At 64.3% G+C, this 16,264-nt stretch carries 25 protein-coding genes; 10 read left to right on the top strand and 15 right to left on the bottom strand.

What is annotated here, in order from left to right:
* Nucleotides 1-58: 58 nt before the first annotated feature.
* The 13 genes from ASF71_RS05545 to ASF71_RS05605 all read right to left on the bottom strand — a co-directional run bounded on the left by ASF71_RS05545 (nt 59) and on the right by ASF71_RS05605 (nt 9,512).
* The gene (locus ASF71_RS05545) at nt 59-520 is read right to left on the bottom strand and encodes an arsenate reductase ArsC (protein ID WP_056296317.1); all 462 of its coding nucleotides are present in this window, start codon (nt 518-520) and stop codon (nt 59-61) included.
* A 9-nt stretch (nt 521-529) separates the two neighbouring features.
* Entirely contained in the window at nt 530-850 is a 321-nt protein-coding gene (locus tag ASF71_RS05550) for a helix-turn-helix transcriptional regulator (RefSeq protein ID WP_056296320.1), read from the bottom strand.
* A gap of 178 nt (nt 851-1,028) precedes the next feature.
* Complete coding sequence (locus ASF71_RS05555; protein WP_235514148.1) at nt 1,029-1,364, bottom strand: hypothetical protein; 336 nt, start codon at nt 1,362-1,364, stop codon at nt 1,029-1,031.
* Nucleotides 1,365-1,431: 67 nt separating this feature from the next.
* Entirely contained in the window at nt 1,432-1,794 is a 363-nt protein-coding gene (locus tag ASF71_RS05560; protein WP_056296326.1) for a helix-turn-helix transcriptional regulator, read from the bottom strand.
* A 29-nt stretch (nt 1,795-1,823) separates the two neighbouring features.
* Nucleotides 1,824-2,489 carry an SCO family protein gene (locus tag ASF71_RS05565; RefSeq protein ID WP_056296330.1) on the bottom strand — a complete coding sequence of 222 codons (666 nt, stop codon included), beginning with the start codon at nt 2,487-2,489 and terminating at the stop codon, nt 1,824-1,826.
* Nucleotides 2,482-3,096, bottom strand: coding sequence for a DUF305 domain-containing protein (locus ASF71_RS05570; protein ID WP_056296333.1), 615 nt, complete (start codon nt 3,094-3,096; stop codon nt 2,482-2,484). The genes ASF71_RS05565 and ASF71_RS05570 overlap by 8 nt, the downstream gene beginning before the upstream one ends.
* Nucleotides 3,093-3,587: a DUF3105 domain-containing protein gene (locus ASF71_RS05575; protein ID WP_056296335.1), complete on the bottom strand. Its 495-nt coding sequence runs from the start codon at nt 3,585-3,587 to the stop codon at nt 3,093-3,095. Before ASF71_RS05575 ends, ASF71_RS05570 begins: the two co-directional genes overlap by 4 nt.
* Nucleotides 3,584-4,096 carry a signal peptidase II gene (locus ASF71_RS05580; RefSeq protein ID WP_056296338.1) on the bottom strand — a complete coding sequence of 171 codons (513 nt, stop codon included), beginning with the start codon at nt 4,094-4,096 and terminating at the stop codon, nt 3,584-3,586. Before ASF71_RS05580 ends, ASF71_RS05575 begins: the two co-directional genes overlap by 4 nt.
* Before the next feature lie 85 nt (nt 4,097-4,181).
* A complete protein-coding gene (locus ASF71_RS05585) occupies nt 4,182-4,784 on the bottom strand; it encodes a peptidoglycan DD-metalloendopeptidase family protein (RefSeq protein ID WP_056296341.1) in 603 nt (200 codons plus the stop codon).
* 12 nt (nt 4,785-4,796) lie between these two features.
* Nucleotides 4,797-6,209, bottom strand: coding sequence for an apolipoprotein N-acyltransferase (lnt, locus tag ASF71_RS05590; protein ID WP_235514151.1), 1,413 nt, complete (start codon nt 6,207-6,209; stop codon nt 4,797-4,799).
* A 35-nt stretch (nt 6,210-6,244) separates the two neighbouring features.
* A complete protein-coding gene (locus tag ASF71_RS05595; protein WP_082505587.1) occupies nt 6,245-6,982 on the bottom strand; it encodes a ZIP family metal transporter in 738 nt (245 codons plus the stop codon).
* Complete coding sequence (locus tag ASF71_RS05600; protein WP_056296349.1) at nt 6,979-7,227, bottom strand: glutaredoxin family protein; 249 nt, start codon at nt 7,225-7,227, stop codon at nt 6,979-6,981. The genes ASF71_RS05595 and ASF71_RS05600 overlap by 4 nt, the downstream gene beginning before the upstream one ends.
* Nucleotides 7,228-7,235: 8 nt before the next feature.
* Entirely contained in the window at nt 7,236-9,512 is a 2,277-nt protein-coding gene (locus ASF71_RS05605; RefSeq protein ID WP_056296351.1) for a heavy metal translocating P-type ATPase, read from the bottom strand.
* Between the two features lie 487 nt (nt 9,513-9,999).
* Here ASF71_RS05605 and ASF71_RS05610 point away from each other — a divergent pair, with 487 nt between their 5' ends.
* Entirely contained in the window at nt 10,000-10,233 is a 234-nt protein-coding gene (locus ASF71_RS05610) for a hypothetical protein (RefSeq protein ID WP_056296354.1), read from the top strand.
* A gap of 422 nt (nt 10,234-10,655) precedes the next feature.
* On the opposite strand, the gene ASF71_RS05615 is transcribed toward ASF71_RS05610, so the two are convergent.
* Both ASF71_RS05615 and ASF71_RS05620 read right to left on the bottom strand, forming a co-directional pair.
* A complete protein-coding gene (locus ASF71_RS05615) occupies nt 10,656-11,291 on the bottom strand; it encodes a hypothetical protein (protein ID WP_056296356.1) in 636 nt (211 codons plus the stop codon).
* Nucleotides 11,292-11,385: 94 nt separating this feature from the next.
* On the bottom strand, nt 11,386-11,940 hold the full coding sequence (locus ASF71_RS05620) for a hypothetical protein (protein ID WP_056296359.1): 555 nt from the start codon (nt 11,938-11,940) through the stop codon (nt 11,386-11,388).
* 609 nt (nt 11,941-12,549) lie between these two features.
* Between ASF71_RS05620 and ASF71_RS05625 the strand changes: the two genes are divergently transcribed.
* The 9 genes from ASF71_RS05625 to ASF71_RS05655 all read left to right on the top strand — a co-directional run bounded on the left by ASF71_RS05625 (nt 12,550) and on the right by ASF71_RS05655 (nt 16,231).
* On the top strand, nt 12,550-12,882 hold the full coding sequence (locus tag ASF71_RS05625; protein WP_056296363.1) for a hypothetical protein: 333 nt from the start codon (nt 12,550-12,552) through the stop codon (nt 12,880-12,882).
* Nucleotides 12,883-13,104: 222 nt separating this feature from the next.
* Nucleotides 13,105-13,551, top strand: coding sequence for a hypothetical protein (locus ASF71_RS05630; protein ID WP_056296368.1), 447 nt, complete (start codon nt 13,105-13,107; stop codon nt 13,549-13,551).
* Nucleotides 13,548-13,706 (top strand): hypothetical protein, encoded by a 159-nt coding sequence (locus ASF71_RS24665; RefSeq protein ID WP_200939665.1) that lies wholly within the window; start codon nt 13,548-13,550, stop codon nt 13,704-13,706. Before ASF71_RS05630 ends, ASF71_RS24665 begins: the two co-directional genes overlap by 4 nt.
* Before the next feature lie 139 nt (nt 13,707-13,845).
* Nucleotides 13,846-14,064: a hypothetical protein gene (locus tag ASF71_RS05635; RefSeq protein WP_056296370.1), complete on the top strand. Its 219-nt coding sequence runs from the start codon at nt 13,846-13,848 to the stop codon at nt 14,062-14,064.
* Between the two features lie 108 nt (nt 14,065-14,172).
* The gene (locus ASF71_RS05640; RefSeq protein ID WP_235514153.1) at nt 14,173-14,472 is read left to right on the top strand and encodes a hypothetical protein; all 300 of its coding nucleotides are present in this window, start codon (nt 14,173-14,175) and stop codon (nt 14,470-14,472) included.
* Nucleotides 14,473-14,580: 108 nt separating this feature from the next.
* Nucleotides 14,581-15,060: a hypothetical protein gene (locus tag ASF71_RS05645; RefSeq protein WP_056296376.1), complete on the top strand. Its 480-nt coding sequence runs from the start codon at nt 14,581-14,583 to the stop codon at nt 15,058-15,060.
* A 59-nt stretch (nt 15,061-15,119) separates the two neighbouring features.
* Entirely contained in the window at nt 15,120-15,440 is a 321-nt protein-coding gene (locus ASF71_RS05650) for a hypothetical protein (protein WP_056296379.1), read from the top strand.
* Nucleotides 15,441-15,803: 363 nt separating this feature from the next.
* On the top strand, nt 15,804-15,929 hold the full coding sequence (locus ASF71_RS25525; protein WP_255354712.1) for a hypothetical protein: 126 nt from the start codon (nt 15,804-15,806) through the stop codon (nt 15,927-15,929).
* Nucleotides 15,926-16,231 (top strand): hypothetical protein, encoded by a 306-nt coding sequence (locus ASF71_RS05655; protein WP_056296383.1) that lies wholly within the window; start codon nt 15,926-15,928, stop codon nt 16,229-16,231. Before ASF71_RS25525 ends, ASF71_RS05655 begins: the two co-directional genes overlap by 4 nt.
* The last annotated feature ends 33 nt before the right edge of the window (nt 16,232-16,264 follow it).

The following is a 16,264-nucleotide window of genomic DNA, read 5'->3' on the forward strand; positions in this document are numbered from 1 at the left end:
GCTGCCAGATGATGAGCACGAGGGTCAGGAGGAAGATCAGTGCAGCGAGCAGCGTGACTTACTTAGTCTCGACCGCGGGACTCTCCTCGTAGGTGGGCGGGACGTCACGGTCTTCTTTGAGGGCCTGGACAAAAGCATCGAACTGGATCTTGAGTTGGTCGCGGACGGTCCGCCAGCGGTCGAGGCTGCCGCCACTCGGATCGACGAAGGGATAGTGCCGCCGGAGGGTGTGGCTGGGGTAGATGGGGCAGGCTTCGGCGGCGCTGTCGCAGACTGTGATGACGTAGTCGAAGTTCTGCGCATCGGGGACATCGTGGAGGGTTTTGCTGGTGTGGGCGGAGAGATCCAACCCCAGTTCATTCATGACGGTGATGGCATCGGGCTTGACCCGGGTAGCTTCTGTGCCGGCGGAGTGAACGTCCAGGTCGATGCCCAGGCGACGGGCGGCGTCACGCGTGAGGGCTTCGGCCATCTGGGAGCGGGCGGAGTTGTGGGTACAGAGAATCAGGACGCGCGGCATGCGCGCAAGCTAACACACCGATTTAGATTGATGTGTCAGGGGTGGGAGCTCGGGGAAAAGATCAAGTAGCAATTGACCCCCGAGGCGGAAGAAGGGCTCCCGGCTCAGGGCGTAATACATGTTCTTGCCGCGCTGCTCGGACGTCACCAGACCCGCTTCTTTAAGGATATTGAGGTGGTAGGAAACCTTTGACTGGGGCAGATTTAGGAGGGCTTCTAGGTCGCAGACGCAGTGCTCGCCCTGAGCGAGATGGCGGACGAGGTCGTAGCGCGTGTCTTGCGCGAGCGCCTTGAGCTGGTCGAGGACGGAGGGCGCGGTCAGCGTGATCACCCATCTAGTCTAGTCGTTACCTTCTATCTGTGCGCCTGACTGTGCGCCCGATGAGCTCGGACACGGATCAATTTTTTAGTTTGCTGATCTCCATTCAGAAGGACCGCATCATGAGGAACTCTTTCGCTGATACGGCTCCACACACGAGCTCCTGGCAATCTCAACTGGGTCCACGACCCTAATTCCCACTGACTGTAATGAGGGTATTCGGGCCATCCGGCACTGCGGTGTAATACAGTTCTGCCGGCGCTACGCGGCCCATGAAGACCGAGTAATGCTGTGGTCCACTGGTTTCATCTTCCAGCAGGACGTACCCGGCGCGCTTGAGCGGCCCCATCAATACCTGAGGTTGCCACCCCAGGGCCACATACTGCTCTACGCGAGACAGCCCATCCTGCACTTCCTGCCGGTATGTCCTAGATGTGGGGCAGCGCGGCTCCAACCCTTCCGGCAAGGGCATGAGCCCATTCCAGAGCGTGCCCGGCTGCCGGATGCAATACAGCACGTCCGGCATAGGCCGCCAGGTCAAGGCGGCTATGCCCAACCCCAGCACCAAAGCGACCACACTCCAGACCCGCCACTTACTCCCGAGCATGGTCAAGGGCATTGGCGATCAACGTCGTCACATGCTGATCCAGCAACCGGTAATACACGGCCCGGCCCTCCTTCCGTGAGGTGACGACCCGGCCTGTTCGCAGCAAGCGCAACTGGTGACTGGTGGCGCTCTCGCTCAGCCGAATCACGGCCGCCAGGTCGCACACGCAGAGTTCACCTTGGGTCAGAGCGCTCAGGATCTTCAGCCGATGGGCATCCCCCATGAGTTTCAGTAGGATCGTCGCGCGCGCAACGGAGGTCTCGTCCGGCAGGGCCGCCCGTGCTGCAGCGACCGCCTGCGGATGGACGCACCTCGTCTCACAGGTATCCTCAGCGCAAACGGCGGCCATCCCCGCATTGTATCGAGTGATCCCTACCGTCACTCCAGCACCCCCTGAACGTCCTGCGCGACCCGCTGCGGATTCGTCGTCAACTGCAGGTAATCCCACACCACACGCCGGTTCCCAGCACGATCCACGAGATACGTGCCCGTCGTGTGATTCACCTGATACTCCCCATCCTTCTCGTCCACATACTCATAGCCCACGCCCCACCCGGCGGCCGCCTCGCGCAACTGGGCCTCCGGGATGATCAATCCCCGAGCGCTCGCGTTGAAGTACTTCACGTACTTCTTCATCAGCGCTGGCGTATCCCTTCTTGGATCCACAGAAACCAGCAACGTTACGAACTGTTCCCGTTGTTGCTCCGGCAGCGCCTGGCGCACCCGTTCCAGCGCTGCCAGGGTCGCTGGACAGTAGTTGGGGCAATGTAGAAACCCGAAGAACACGGCGACCGTCTTGCCTTTCAGATCCGCCAACGCAAGGGGCTGTCCGTCCTCCCCTGTCCCCCGCAGGTCGAGTGCCGCTGTCCCAGCGGGGTACGTACTGCCATACAGCGAGACGGGAGGGTTCAGTTGGTGGTACAGCAGCAGTCCAGCGAGCCCCACACTGACGACGCTCGCCGCCAAAGCCACCCCGCGTGTCCAGCGCCGCCGGGATGGGCGATTTATGCCGGTGACGACCACGCCGCCCGACCCGTCAGCCATGGTTCATCTCTCCCATGTCGGCCGGCTCGGCTGGGGTGGCGGGTGGGACGACGTTCCGGGCCGTCAGGAGCATGTCGATCGCGCGCACTTCGGCGGTCTGAGAGGTGACCACATTGCGGGCGAACGTCCGCACGAGCGGGTTTTGTGCCTCGTTGAGGGCGGTGTTCGCCATGGCCACGCCCCCGACATGATGGGCGCGCATCAGCAGGAGATACTGCCGCGTCGCCTCCGTGATGGGGCGCTCTTCCAGGCCACGCAGCTCACGGGCGCTGGCCAGACCCATCGCTGCGCGGTTCATGCCCTGCATGGGCGGTCGTGCGCCCGCCACCGGGTGGCCCCAGGCACTCAGCCAGCCACTCATCTGTCCGATCTGGGCTTGCTGGGTGAGGGTGATGTCCTGCGCGAGCAACCGCACGTCCGCGTCCGTGGCGCGCTTGAGCAGCGTGACACTCATCTCGACGGCCTGGTCGTGGTGTGCGCGCATGTTCCGGAGGAACCGGACGTCGGCGCTGTCTTCCGTGGGAGGCCTGGGGGTGCTGAGGAGAAAGATGCCTGCCGTGACGGCACTCCCGAGCACTGCCGCCCCGAGGAGGCCCGCGCCTCTCATTGTGTTTCGCGGTACGCCCCACTACAGGACGCGCCCGCCTCAGGCGCCGTGCCGGCCTGCTCGTACTTCTGAATGAAGGCGGTCACGCGGGGATCGCTCGTGCGCTCCAGTTCGAGCTGGGCATTCCAGGCGGTCATGACGATCGGGGCGGTCTGTTCCCGACGAGGCGAGAGCAGGGTATGCGTGCGCCCGTCCAGGGCGTCTTGAAGCGCCAGCACTTCAGACTGCGGAAGGTCGGGACGGTAGGTCACCCAGACCGCGCCGTGTTCCAGACTATGCACGGCATATTCCGGATACAGATCCTGGGTATACGTGCCACAGTTCTGCCACTGGGCGTTGTGGGCGCCACCGACGGGATGAGCCTCCTTGTACGCGATCCGGCCCTCCTGATGATCACCGCCCTCGTAGGCGTAGGTCTTGACGCCGTCGATCGTATTGGGGGTGGCGCCGCAGGCGGTGAGGAACAGGGGAATTAGCAACCATCGTTTCATAGGGTCTCCTGAGGCGTCCCACGGGGACGCGTGCGGGGAAGGGTGAGCAACAAGAGGACGATGCCGGTCAGGACCAGCACGTCTGCGCCATTGAAAATGGGAAAGTTCTGGCCATTCAGGCCGCGGTGGAACGTGTCGAGCAAGGGAGAACGGAGATAGTCCACGACAGCGCCCTGGGTGAGGCCATCCGTGGCGTTGCTGAGCGCGCCTGCGGCAATACAACTCAGGGCAAGCGCGCGCGGGAGTGGATGGATGCCCCATAGGAGACTGACCACCAACGCGATGCCCACAAGAAGGCGTAAGAGCGCCAGGGGGAGGGTGAGCTGGTCAAACAGCCCCCATGCCATCCCCTGGTTCAGGGTGTATGTCAGGCTCAGCAGACCGGGCACGATGGGCTGCGGGGTTTGGCCCGGCAAGGTCTGCGTCGCCCAGCTCTTGACGAGGAGGTCCGCACTGAGGAGGGCGCCAGTCAAGATGAGCAGCCAGATTGAACGGGAAACCCGCAGCATTTCATGACTATATCTGAGTAACTAAGCAGATATGCAGGGCGTTTGCCCTGCCGCTGATCCTTCCAAAGTCCGTGGACGTTGTGATTCAGTTGAAAAGCAGATACGGGTTGACCATGACCCCTGCCTGGTACATCCGGAAGTCCAGGTGTGGTCCCGTGCTGTTGCCCGAGCTCCCGACCTGCGCGATGGGCTGACCTGTCGTGACCCGCTGCCCCACCCGCACCAAATTTATGCGGTTGTGACTGTAGCGCGTCATGTCACCATTGCCATGGTCCACCACCACCGTCCAGCCCCAGCCGCCGCGGACATCGAACGTGGACGTCCGCACTGTGCCACTCAGCGCTGCCCGGATCACGGTGCCTTGGCGAGCCGCCAAGTCCAGTCCCATATGTGCCGTGCTCGGGGGGGTGGTGATCCGCCCCTGTACGGGGAGGACCGCCGTCACCCGGATGCCTGTGGGCCGTAGCAGGGCTTGAGTGCGGGCGGGCGGGATGGTGATCGTCCGGCCGACGATCAGGCGTTGAGGTGTGAGACCAGGATTGGCGTTTAGGATGGCCTGGACTGTGGTCCTGTGCTGTTTGGCTATCCCTGACACTGTGTCACCCCGCTTGACCTGTACGGTGGCTGCCAGGACCGAGGTGCAGAAGAAGACGACAAGCAACGTCGCTCGGATAAAACCTACGTTCATCGGGGGCCCACCCTAGCAGCGACTTTGCCTGCATATGTGAGCAACTGTTCTCATATGCAGGCAGATCAGGACCCATCCCAGCGCGGCGCCCCACACGACCCACCCCGGCCACTGCACACTCAGCGTGCGGTCCTCGCGCACATCGAACATCACGGGTAAGGTCCCTGGTGTGAACCGGACCAGTCGCCTTCTGACCTGCCCCTGCGGATCTACCACGGCCGTAATGCCATCGTTCCCTACGCGCAACCACCACCGGCGCGTCTCCACCGCCCGCACCCGCCCCATCCGGAAGTGCTGTTCTGCGCCTCGTGACGATCCGAACCAGGCATCATTCGACGGTGTCACCAGCACATTCGCGCCCTGTGCGACCAGTTCACGCGCTTGCGAAGCAAATACCGACTCATAGCAGATCAACACTCCAGCCCGGAGATCACCCAGCTGTAACGGGCGAGCTGCGTGACCCGGGACTCGACCCAGCAGGTCAGGCAAACCCAGCCAGCGGAAGACCGTGCGGTACGCCCCTGGCCAGCTCGCCTGACCGGGGAAGAACTCTCCAAACGGGACCAGGTGAACCTTGTCCTGCCGCCCTGCCACTGCATTCCCTTGCATCAGAAAGACGGAGTTCCTGGGCGTTGTTCCGCCCGCTGAAGCCCCAAGCAGCACTGCGCCCTTCACCGGCATCTGGAGGCCTGCTGGGGGCGGCCAGGACACAGCCGCTTCTGGCCAGACCACCAACGTCTGTGCGCCCACCTGTGCCTCTTTCGTCAATGACCAGTACCGCTGCCACTCCCGTACGGCATCGGCCTGCACCTTTGCCCGTGGATCGACCGCGCCCTGCACCAGTAGCGCCGGGCGAGTTCCTGGCACCTCGGGCGGCCGTGTCACCCCGTACGTCAAGGCGCCTGCCCACAGCAGCGCGACCCACACGCCACGCCAAGACCACGCCGCCAAAGCGCTCGCCGCTCCGCCGACCAACAGTCCAAGCAGCTCAACGCCACCCCACTCTGCCACCTGCACCAGCGATGTCTCACTCAGGAAATACCCCAATCCCCCCCAGGGAAAGGCTAAGGGACCCATCTCCCGCACCGCGTCTAACAACACCCAGGCCAGTGGCAAAGCTCCTAACGTCCATGAACCCGCTGCCCAACGCGTCAGGGCAACCGTGGCCGCGCAGGTTAAACCCAGCAGGCCCACGAGCACGGGGAAGAGGAGACTGAGCCCCCACCCCAATGTTTCTCCAAGACTTTGAGGGAGCCAGATCAACATGACCCCAAACATGGCGGTGGTGACGATCCAGGTCATCCAGAATGCCTGGCGAGGTGAGGCATGGGCCACTGCCCGGAAGAGTAGGCCTAACGGCAGGGGCGCCAGCCATCCCAGGGCGGACGGTGGAGAGAGCGCCCCGAGCGCAACCCCACAGACCAACCAGAACAGCCCCCCCTGTCGGTGGAGCCAGACGCTCAGGTCAGCAACTCCAGCAGGTAGAGCGCCACGAACCCGGCGAAGAAGGCAGACGTGATCAGCGGCGTTTCCTTCACCTCGTGCGCCTCAGTGAGCAGTTCCTCAGTCACGAGAAACAAGAGGGCTGCCGCGCCGAATGACAGGACGATCTCCAGCGCCAGACCGGTGAGGCCCTGCAGGAGGGTGCCCCCCAGGAGGGCGCCCACGACCACCAGAAGACTGAGGCCACTGACCGTACCGATCACGCGCCCCCGGGACGCCCCATCCTGAACGAGACTGGACGCGACAGAGACACCCAGGAACAAGAGTTCCAGCGTCAGTGCCACGATCAAGAGGGTACCGACCCGTGCGCCAGCAGCAAAGCCCACCCCGATCAGAAGCCCGTCGAGCAGCACATCGATGCCGACCGCGACGAGCAAGCCCAGGTTCCCGGTGGAGGCGGAGCGCCCCTGCGCGGTGTTCGTGTTCTCCAGGCGCTCGGCCCACTGCCGCACCAGCAACATGACGGCCACGCCCAGGGCGAAGCCGATCACGACACCTAGAGGTTGGTGCCCCGCCGTGATTTCCGGCAGGAGTTCTCCAGCCACCACCGCGAACACGACCCCTGCCGCGAAATGTTGCACAAAACTGCGCGTCCGTTCTGCAGGGGCGCGGAATGCGGCCGCCACCCCTCCCACGACCGTGGCCGCCACCGGAATCATCGTCAGGGTCAAGATCTGAGAGATGGGAACACTCACGTGCGCTTCCCTAATGCCGCCAGAATCCGGTGGCGCTGGTCGCTGAAGGGGCCGTAGAAGACCTGGTCATCGATGATCGTCACCGGCGCAATCCGCACGTCCGCGCGGCGTTGCATCTCGGCCAGGGCCTGCGGGTCACCGCGCACATTCTTCTCCGTGAACGGAGCATCCTCATGCTGGAGAAGGCGTTTGATCGCCTCGCAATCTGCGCACTGCGGAACCGTGTAGAGCGTGATATCCGGCATGCTGGACCTTATGCGGTGTGGGGCGCAGGGGCGATGGGCGGGGTCTTGGTCGTCGCTTGACTCTTCCAGCGCAGCAGTCGCAGGGCGTTTGCGGTAACCAGTGCGGTAGCTCCGGTGTCCGCCAGGATGGCCATCCAGAGATTGGTGTAGCCCAGCAGGGTGGTGACGAGGAAGATGGCCTTGAGGCCCAGGGCGAAGGCGATGTTGACCTTGATGTTTCCCATCGTGGCGCGGGAGAGGGCCACCAGATCAGCCACGCCGGTGACGCGTTCCTGAAGCAGCGCGGCATCTGCAGTTTCCAGGGCGACATCGGTGCCGCCACCCATGGCGATGCCCACGTCACTCTGCGCCAGCGCCGGCGCGTCGTTGATGCCGTCCCCGACCATGGCCACGCCACCCTGGGCCTTCAGTTCACCGATGAGACGCAGTTTATCTTCGGGAAGCAGTTCGGCCTGCACGTCCAGGCCCAGGTCGCGGGCGATGGCCTGACCGGTACGAGCATTGTCTCCGGTCAACATGACCGTCTTCACGCCCAGGCCGTGCAACTGAGCCAGGGCGGCGCGCGCGTCCGGTCGGGGCTCGTCACGGATGGCGATGACGCCGAGCGGCGTCTGGCCCTCCAGGAGCACGACAGCGGTCCGGCCCTGTTCCTCGAAGGAGGTGACAGCGCCGCTGAGCGCCGCACTCAAGGGGGCCAGGGTCGCCGCGTGGCGAGGCGAGGTCACACTGAGGGCCCGGCCTTCCACCGTAGCGGTCGCGCCTCTCCCCGGAAGGGCCTGGGCGTCCGTCGCGGGTGGCACGGTGATCTGGCTTTCCTGCGCGGCCTGGGTGATGGCCTTGGCGAGGGGATGACTGCTGCCGGACTCGACGGCCGCCGCGAGGCGCAGCACTTCGGCACGGTCCAGGCCCTGTCCGAGAACGTCGGTGACTTTGGGCTTCCCGGCGGTGAGGGTACCGGTCTTGTCGAAGGCGATGGTCTTGACGCTTCCGATGGTTTCCAGGGCGCCGCCGCCTTTGATGAGGAGGCCCCGGCGGGTACCGGCACTGATGGCGCTGGTGATGGACGCGGGAACGCTGAGCACCAGTGCGCAAGGGCAACCGATCAGCAGAAGGCTGATGCCCTTGTACAGCCAGTCATGCCATGCGCCACCGAACGCGAGGGGCGGGACCAGGATGACCAGTGCGGACACCAGGACCACGCCTGGGGTGTACCAGCGGCTGAAGCGGTCGATGAAGCGGGCGGTCGGCGCTTTGTTGCTCTCGGCCTCCTCGACCAGATGGATGATGCGCGCGATGGTGTTGTCGTTCGCCGCTTTCTCCACCTGAATGGTCAGTGTGCCGTCGGTGTTGATGCTCCCGGCGAAGACCATGTCGCCGGCACTTTTCGTCACGGGGACGCTCTCCCCGGTCACGGGGCTGTCGTCGAGGCTGGAGGTCCCGCGCAAGATCGTACCGTCTGCGGGTACACGAGCGCCGGGGTTGACCTGTACGGTCTGACCTACCTGGAGTTGGTCGGCGGGTACTTCCCGGGTGCCGGTGCCTTCGACGAGGAGTGCCGTTTTGGGCGCCAGGGCGGCGAGGGCCTGGATGCCTGCGCGGGCTCGGCCAGCAGCGACGCCTTCAAGGAGTTCGCCGATGGCGAAGAAGAACACCACGACGGCGCCTTCGGGCGCTTCACCGATGGCGACGGCGCCGATGGCCGCGAGACTGACGAGCATGTTGATACTGAAGGGATCACCGAGGCGGGCACTGGCGACGGCTTTCTTGGCGAGTGGCCAGACGCCGAGCAGGGTCGCGGCAATATAGCCAGCGGTGGCGAAGCGGGGTTCGATAAAACCGAACAGCCAGGCGGCCAGGAGGAGAATGCCGGAGGTGACGACCAGACGCCCTTGTCCGGTCCGGTACCAGGGAGTACCGGCAGGGGCGACCTCATGGGTGTGACCAGCGTGCTCGTGCTCGGCGTGGTCATGTCCCGTGTGGTCATGTCCCGCGTGATCGTGTGCTTCGGGGGGAGTGGTGACTGCTGGAGGGGATTGGCGCAGCAGCGAGGGCGTATAGCCGAGGGCTTTCAGATTTTTTTCCAGGGTGGCTCGGGAGGTCTGGTGCTCGTCGAGGTGCAGGGTCAAGGTTTGCTTGGTGAAACTGGTTTTCACGCCCTCGGTGCCGGGAAGCGTGTCGACCATGCGCTCGACTTTGACGACGCAACTGGCGCAGTCCATGCCGTCCACGAAGTACGTGAGTGGCTGGGGGATGTCGGGCAGGTCAGCCTGAGGGCGGGAGGTCATACCTCCAGTATACCTGAGTGGACATTCATATGTTCAGGTATTCAGTCGTAGGAGTGGCTTGAGATACGGTTCATAGGCTCAGGGTCACTCCACGCCTGGCGTGTCATTGGTCCGGCACGACTGGGTGGGCGTGCAGCTCTGACGCATAGCCATGGTGACTGCCGGACTGCTCTTGACCGTGCCGGAGATACGGGCATAGGCACAGTGGGCGGTTGCCGACCAGGTCCGCAGATCTGCACAGGCGACTGCATCCCGCTGCGGACTTGGTCGTGCTGGTGATTCTGCTCCTATCGGTCTACAGGCCGCAGGACTTGACCCTATATGGAGTTCGCCGACGATAGGCGCGCCTCGCGCAGATCGACAAGGGGGAATAATCTGGACTTTGGCGCTGATGTGTCAGCCCTATTCATGACGAAGCAGTAGAGCGTTTGACTCCAATCAAGTAGTACATATAAGTCGCTCATGCCCGTTCGCATCGGCCCATGATTTGCTCCGCCTGGAGTTGCAGGAGCCGGCCGCGCTCGACCGCTGGATGGGTGCAGAGGAACGCAAGCTCGCCTCCCCAAAATGGCAGGGCACCCGGAACCACACCGTCTTCGCCAACGACCTCACCATCCGCCAGTCGCTTGAGCGGGCGCACCTGAAGTACCCCGGCATCGGGTTGGAGGAGCTCAATCACCTCCGCTTCCAACGAGGTCACGCGACGACCACCAGCTTCTGAGATCAGGAGTCTCGGGGCTCCAGCTCCAGGCAAGCACCACGCCCACGCACCCACGCTGATTGGCCTGACAGCACCCGAGCGAACGAGTGCTCCACCAAGAGCAGGCGGGTGCCTGGGTGAAGAAGTCCGGGCAACAGCAGCAGAAGATTGAGGGTGGTCAGTGGTCTTCCGGACGAGGGTCCCAGAAGAAAAAGTGCAACCATGCGCCAGCGGCATCCACATCCTCCCCCGTCAACGCCAGCTCCGTTTCTCAGACCGCCCACACCTCGGACGCCACGTCCGGATGACACCCGAGGTAGTCCGCGAGGTGCCCACGGGCGACATCCTCCTCCAACGTCACCCGCTGCTCACCCCACATCTGATAGTGCACCCGCAGTCGCGCGATCAGCTCGGACACGGTGCATGTATCGAAGGAGATCACCTCAACGCCGCGGCTGAAGACCTGGCGCTTTCACCCGCCGACCTTGCACAAGGACCTGATGAGTCGGCGGAAGTCCCAGCAGAAAGGTCGGTGCTTCATCACTGATCATCACCCCACGCACGCCCTGAGTCTGGTCATCCCGCCACCAGTCCGGCGCACGCTGCACCTCCGGACAGAACGACACCAGTGGCTGCTGCTGCTCCTCCTCCGGCGTCTCGAAGATCACGCACACGTCGAAGTGCACCCGTGCCCACTTCACCAAAGCCGCCGGCGTCAGGGGGGATTCCGTCCGAGAGGACAGCTCCTCCAGACTCGCGCACTGAAGCCAGACCGCACACGGTTCCTCCACCAGCAGGGTCGTCAGTGCAGCGGCCGTCCAGGGTTGGACGTCATTCACAAACAGCTGCTGCACCTCCGCGTCCGGCGATTCATCCGGCCCCAGCAGCGCCCCACGAGACCCTAGGACCCGCAGGTTCGCCCCGACCAACGCCTCGACTCCACTGCCCGGCGAAGCGATCACCAGCACGCGACGGGCCGGGCGCGTGACGAACTGCAACGCCTCTCCATCCCAGGCCATGCCCAGGACGAAGGCCGTCCGGTAGTGGCGACGGAACAGCACATTCAGGTCAATGAACATCAGCGGCACTCCCGAAGTGAGGACGAGAAACGGAGGGGAGGGGCGAGCATCACGAGACGCAGAGTCTGGCGGATGAACGCAAGACGCGTGCCCCTCAGCGGCGCAAGAGGGAGAGCAACTCGTCGAACTTCGCGTTGACCTGAGCCAGTTCCGTGCGCACCTGGGTCAACTCCTTGCGCAGGATCATGGCCGTGTCTTCTGCTCCGGAGGCGCGCTCTTTGCACTCCATCGTTTCGATGATCAACCGGTTCACGTTGTCTCCCAGCTCCGCCATGGTCATCCCGGCGCCCTCTGCGGACGGCTCATCTCGAGGGGAGCGGACCTCCTGCTGGCGCCACTGCGTCAGGAGATCGGTGATGCTGAACGACGTGGCGCGGGCCTCACGAAAGAGGCTCAAGAGACCCGTGAACTGCGCGGGCGTGAGCAAGAGCTCGTTGAAATTTCGGCGGGCCCGGGACTCCAAGGTCTGTCCCAACACCAGGGCGTACAACCGCGCCGTCTCCTGCAGGTAGCGGCGAGAGTAGGTGTGCTGAAACAAAAACTGCCCCGCGTTTTCCAGATCACCGATGGTGTACAGGTCGCGTGGACCCAGCTCTTGGAGGAGGTCTTGGAGTTCCGACCAGGTGTTTTGAGTAGGGAAAAGCGTCATACGCTCACCATAGCGCTACCGCGAGGTATCAACGCGGTAACAGCGAGGCCATAGCGCGTATCAACGAACGCATAACGAGCGATACAACGAACCGATAGCGAGCGACACAGCGAGGCGATAGCGGTTCGCCAGCGCGGCCACAGCGAGCAACATGACACCTCGTTGATGCGGCGAGCTTTAGAAAGAGAGACCTTTACACACTGCTATCTCATGCTGGCTCTCATATTTTCCCACTTTGGATGGCCAGGACCGGGAAAAGGGCGGGACTCCATTTGCCTTTACGCGACATCACCCAGGAGTCCCGTCCACTTTTCGATGCCCTTCCGCCTCGGCCCAGCGCACCAAAACCCCGGGACTCCACCCCAAAAGCAACCTCAGAACTTCAATCACTCTGGAATGTAAACCAGAAACACTCATCAGATACTCACGGCTTTTCAAGGCCTTGGCACCCGCATCCCTCCTTGCCTGCCCAAGCGCCTCACCACCTCACAGAGGCCCCGCAAGAAGATCCCGCACCCTCCCCCCCGTGACCCGCCCTCTCGAGGCCCGATTCCACTTCCCCGAATGGCCCGGACGCACCCTCCCCCGCAAGCGGGGAACCCCCGAAGCATGACCCCCGCCACCGTCCTCCAGGCCACTCGCACCTACCACTTCCAGGTCTGGCACGCCAACCACCCCGACTTCCTCGGTCGACAATTCCAAGGCTTCCCCAGCGCCCACTTCGTCCACGTCGCCGACCTCCAGGTCACGGCCGACAGCATGCTCGGCGCCCTGCGTCAGACCTTCGCCCATACCCAGCACATCACGCAACTCTGGGATCAGGACCCAGCCGTCACCCTGCTCTACACCCCCGATCCCCGAAGCACGATGGCCGGCGATGTCCTGATCTGCGAGGGCGAAGTGTACGGCGTGGCCATGATCGGCTTCGAGCGTTTGCGCTGAACCCACCGCCCCCGCCAGCGCTTTCCCGACGCGGCCCTCGCCCGGTCACCCCACCGGGCAGCCCCCTTCTCATGCCCCTGCTCCTGTGTGCGCCCACCCCTCTACTCGCTGGTCATTGCCTCACCTGCGGCCTCCCCTGTGCCCCAGAAGAAGAGCACGGCTGTGACCACTGCACCGAAGCCGCCGACGAAGCCCGCGCCTCTGCCCACGAGCGGACCCCAGATGCCGACTGACCCCTTCACCCACATCGTCACCCCCTCCCTGGGAGTTACCCCCACCCTCGGCGGCCTGCAACTCCACAACCGCTACGAGACGATCGAGCTCACCTTCCCCGAACTCGACACCCTCAATGCCCTGTTCGCCCAACTCCAACCCGGCGACGCCCTCACCCTCCACACGAGGCAGCGAGGGCCCCTTTACCTCCGACACGAGGACGGCTACGTGCAACTCCAGGCGCGCGACTTCCTCATCGAATGCCCCGCCGACCTCGCCTGGTTGCCCACCGCCTTCTGCCTCCTCGCAGCTTACGAACCCACGCTCCCCTGCGAACGCCTGGTCCGGTCTCAACTCATCCGTCACTGCGCCCGCCGCTTTCAGGAAGTCCAGCAGTACCGCATGGCCGGGAGGCACCCTCGCCCGGAACGGCACCGGGCAACCCCGGAAGCATGACCGACGTCTTCAGCCTGATCCTGCAGACTCTCTCCCAGGACATCGAGCAGCACCGCGGCCTCATCGCCGCCCTCACCTTCCCCTGGTGCCTCGTCATCTTCCTCGTCGCCAACCGCCACGAGCGCCGCAGTCCCTACACCCCTGAAGAAGAGTGAACGCACGGAGGCCCCACCTGGGTCTCCCCTTTTTTTTATCGCGTCCGGTCCGAGGGGCCCCTGCACCCAGGGATGCTCCTCCCTCGGGTCACTCCCCCTCAAGCCCTCGCCCGGCAACGCACCGGGCACCCCCGGACGCATGACCACCATCACGTCCGCCCGGATCGTTCCCAGCAATCTCGCCGCCGGCCAATACCAGGCGGAGGTGCACGCCACCTTCACCACCGGCGAGGAGGTCAAGGTGCTGAGTTACTACGACGACGAGTTGCACTTCAGCGCGGGGGAGTTCGTCGGCTTGACCCAGGTGCAGGTCGACGAACTCTTCCACCAGAGGGACGTCGCGTACTTGCAGAGCTGACGTGCGGGAGGCCTCCGGGTCTCCCCTTTTGTTCTGGTGGCCCAGGCGCACCCTCGCCCGGAACGGCACCGGGCAACCCACGGTCGTATGACGAGACACATGTTCACGATGACCACCCCGTCCGGCGAGACTCGCAACGTGGCCGCTGGGTACGACCGGATGTGCGGGCACTTCTTCCTGCAGGTCACGGACCCGACGCTGCCGGAGGACGATCAGCTGGTGTACTTCTCGTCCTACGATCCCCGCTTCCTGGACCGCAGCCGGACGGGCGCGGCGTTCGGGGGAGCAACGTTCGAAGAGTTGGAGATGTGCTTGGCCGAGCAACAGATCACGCTTCCGGAAGGGTTGCGGGAACGCCTGTTGGAGGACGGCGAGTTGGAGCGAGGGAACGATCAGAAATATTGGTAACCCTCAGGGGCGAGAGCGACCGCGCGTGCGGTCGTCTCTCGCCCCTTTTCCCATGGCCGGGAAGAACAACAGCCCTCGCCCGGCAGAGCACCGGGCAGCCCCGGACGCATGAACGACGATCGCTGCAAGTCCTGCGGAACCCGCACCAGCTACCCCGATCTCTGCGAACGCTGCCTCGAAGTGCAGGAGCGCCGCGCACGCGCCAAGGCCCAAGACCAGGCGGTACAGAAGCGCATGATCCTCCTCCCTCTCTCCCCCCTTTACCTTCTCTGGATCGCCCGCCGTCCCCTGAGCTGGGTCCTCGCTGCACTCTTCGCGCTGCTCTTCGTGCACCTCAGCCGCGAGACCGGACACCTCTCGCACGACAACTTCCACTTCGACACCCGGCCCATGTGGACTCTGGTCTTCGCCATCGTCATCGCCGTCAACGTCCTCGTCCAGCGCCATGCGAAAGTCCTGCTGCGTCTTCCACAGCGTGACCCGATCGACGGCCTGCGGGTGTGGCGCTTCGTCACCTGGAGTCTGATCCTCCTGCTCATCTGGTCGGGCGCGGCACTCTGGGGCAGCTTCGAGATGCCCCTCCGGTAAGCCGACGCGCGCTGCCTGCCCCCTCGCCCCGGGAAAAGCACCGGGGCAGACCCGGGGACATGCAACGCTTCCTGCTCCTCTCCCTGGTGACTCTCCTCTCCGCCTGTGGAGCCCGCGTCACCACGGCGACCCCGGCCCCGGCTGAACTTCACCTACGCAATGCGTCCGGTATCAGCCTCCAGGTCGAGATCGAGGAGACGACCGAGCTCATGGCAGCCAGCTTGTCCTTACGCGCCGGCGAGGAGCTGCGCTTCCCCCTCAAGACCGCGACCTGCATCCGCATCAGCGGCACGGCCGGCGTGCACCTCACCCCAGGAGTCAGTGCAGAAGTCGTGCTCACGGAGCACGGGCCGCGCGCCATGAACTTCCCCAGCTGCTAACACGGGCGCCCAGCGGTGGGTGCACGTCGCCCGCCGCCAAAGTGCCCGGAAGGACACGGCCCTGCCCCCCTGAGCCGGAAGATTCCCAGATCGAGACGCCCGCGTACGACCCCCTCATTCATCTTCCTTCCTCGGGTGCCCTTCAGGATTTCTCCTGACGCGCACCCCCTTTTTTTTCTCGCGTTCAGGTCTGCGGCGACGGCACCTGGTCCGGCCACTGCTCCCACGCATCCCGCATCTCATCACGTACACGCCCCACCACAAGACCAGCGGGCCCGTCCCGGCGATCGCTGAACTCCAGCACGTTCTCCAGCCTGCGGCACTCCCTCCCCCACTCAACTTCGCGTGGGGAGGCCTGAGCGTATGAAGTCCAACAACGTCATCACCGGCAAGCGCATCCAACACAGCGACAAGCCCAAGACCCCCCCCCGTCCACCCACCCGTGCCGAAAAGCACGCCCGCAAGTACCGCACCTGGAGCCGCCTATGAACCTCGACCCGGACCTGACCCCCGTCGTCCTCGACGCTCCGGTCGTCGGCGGCGCCGTCCTAAAACACCTGCTTATGGTCTCCGATCTCCTCGACCAGCACCGCCCGAATCTCCTGCGCCACTTCATGGTCGACCTCATCCTCCTGGGTCCCGTCACGACCGATGACGTCATGGATCTGGGCCTGCAACTCCTCCAGGAGGCGCACGACATTGTCAGCGCACCTCTGACCGCCCTGACCCGCGAACTCCGCCACGGCATCAGCCGCCTGGCGACGTACCCCACTCACAGTCTCAGCAGTTGACCTCTTCACCTCCGCCCACCGCAGGCATCCCTC

Source organism: Deinococcus sp. Leaf326 (assembly GCF_001424185.1).
Taxonomy (GTDB): domain Bacteria; phylum Deinococcota; class Deinococci; order Deinococcales; family Deinococcaceae; genus Deinococcus.

Coding starts and splice junctions, on each gene's coding strand:
- ASF71_RS05545 (WP_056296317.1), bottom strand. CDS start 520: ATGCCGCGCGTCCTGATTCTCTGTACCCACAACTCCGCCCGCTCCCAG.
- ASF71_RS05555 (WP_235514148.1), bottom strand. CDS start 1,364: ATGCCGGACGTGCTGTATTGCATCCGGCAGCCGGGCACGCTCTGGAAT.
- ASF71_RS05560 (WP_056296326.1), bottom strand. CDS start 1,794: ATGGCCGCCGTTTGCGCTGAGGATACCTGTGAGACGAGGTGCGTCCAT.
- ASF71_RS05565 (WP_056296330.1), bottom strand. CDS start 2,489: ATGGCTGACGGGTCGGGCGGCGTGGTCGTCACCGGCATAAATCGCCCA.
- ASF71_RS05570 (WP_056296333.1), bottom strand. CDS start 3,096: ATGAGAGGCGCGGGCCTCCTCGGGGCGGCAGTGCTCGGGAGTGCCGTC.
- ASF71_RS05575 (WP_056296335.1), bottom strand. CDS start 3,587: ATGAAACGATGGTTGCTAATTCCCCTGTTCCTCACCGCCTGCGGCGCC.
- ASF71_RS05580 (WP_056296338.1), bottom strand. CDS start 4,096: ATGCTGCGGGTTTCCCGTTCAATCTGGCTGCTCATCTTGACTGGCGCC.
- ASF71_RS05585 (WP_056296341.1), bottom strand. CDS start 4,784: ATGAACGTAGGTTTTATCCGAGCGACGTTGCTTGTCGTCTTCTTCTGC.
- ASF71_RS05600 (WP_056296349.1), bottom strand. CDS start 7,227: ATGCCGGATATCACGCTCTACACGGTTCCGCAGTGCGCAGATTGCGAG.
- ASF71_RS05605 (WP_056296351.1), bottom strand. CDS start 9,512: ATGACCTCCCGCCCTCAGGCTGACCTGCCCGACATCCCCCAGCCACTC.
- ASF71_RS05615 (WP_056296356.1), bottom strand. CDS start 11,291: ATGTTCATTGACCTGAATGTGCTGTTCCGTCGCCACTACCGGACGGCC.
- ASF71_RS05620 (WP_056296359.1), bottom strand. CDS start 11,940: ATGACGCTTTTCCCTACTCAAAACACCTGGTCGGAACTCCAAGACCTC.
- ASF71_RS05625 (WP_056296363.1), top strand. CDS start 12,550: ATGACCCCCGCCACCGTCCTCCAGGCCACTCGCACCTACCACTTCCAG.
- ASF71_RS05630 (WP_056296368.1), top strand. CDS start 13,105: ATGCCGACTGACCCCTTCACCCACATCGTCACCCCCTCCCTGGGAGTT.
- ASF71_RS24665 (WP_200939665.1), top strand. CDS start 13,548: ATGACCGACGTCTTCAGCCTGATCCTGCAGACTCTCTCCCAGGACATC.
- ASF71_RS05635 (WP_056296370.1), top strand. CDS start 13,846: ATGACCACCATCACGTCCGCCCGGATCGTTCCCAGCAATCTCGCCGCC.
- ASF71_RS05640 (WP_235514153.1), top strand. CDS start 14,173: ATGACCACCCCGTCCGGCGAGACTCGCAACGTGGCCGCTGGGTACGAC.
- ASF71_RS05645 (WP_056296376.1), top strand. CDS start 14,581: ATGAACGACGATCGCTGCAAGTCCTGCGGAACCCGCACCAGCTACCCC.
- ASF71_RS05650 (WP_056296379.1), top strand. CDS start 15,120: ATGCAACGCTTCCTGCTCCTCTCCCTGGTGACTCTCCTCTCCGCCTGT.
- ASF71_RS25525 (WP_255354712.1), top strand. CDS start 15,804: ATGAAGTCCAACAACGTCATCACCGGCAAGCGCATCCAACACAGCGAC.
- ASF71_RS05655 (WP_056296383.1), top strand. CDS start 15,926: ATGAACCTCGACCCGGACCTGACCCCCGTCGTCCTCGACGCTCCGGTC.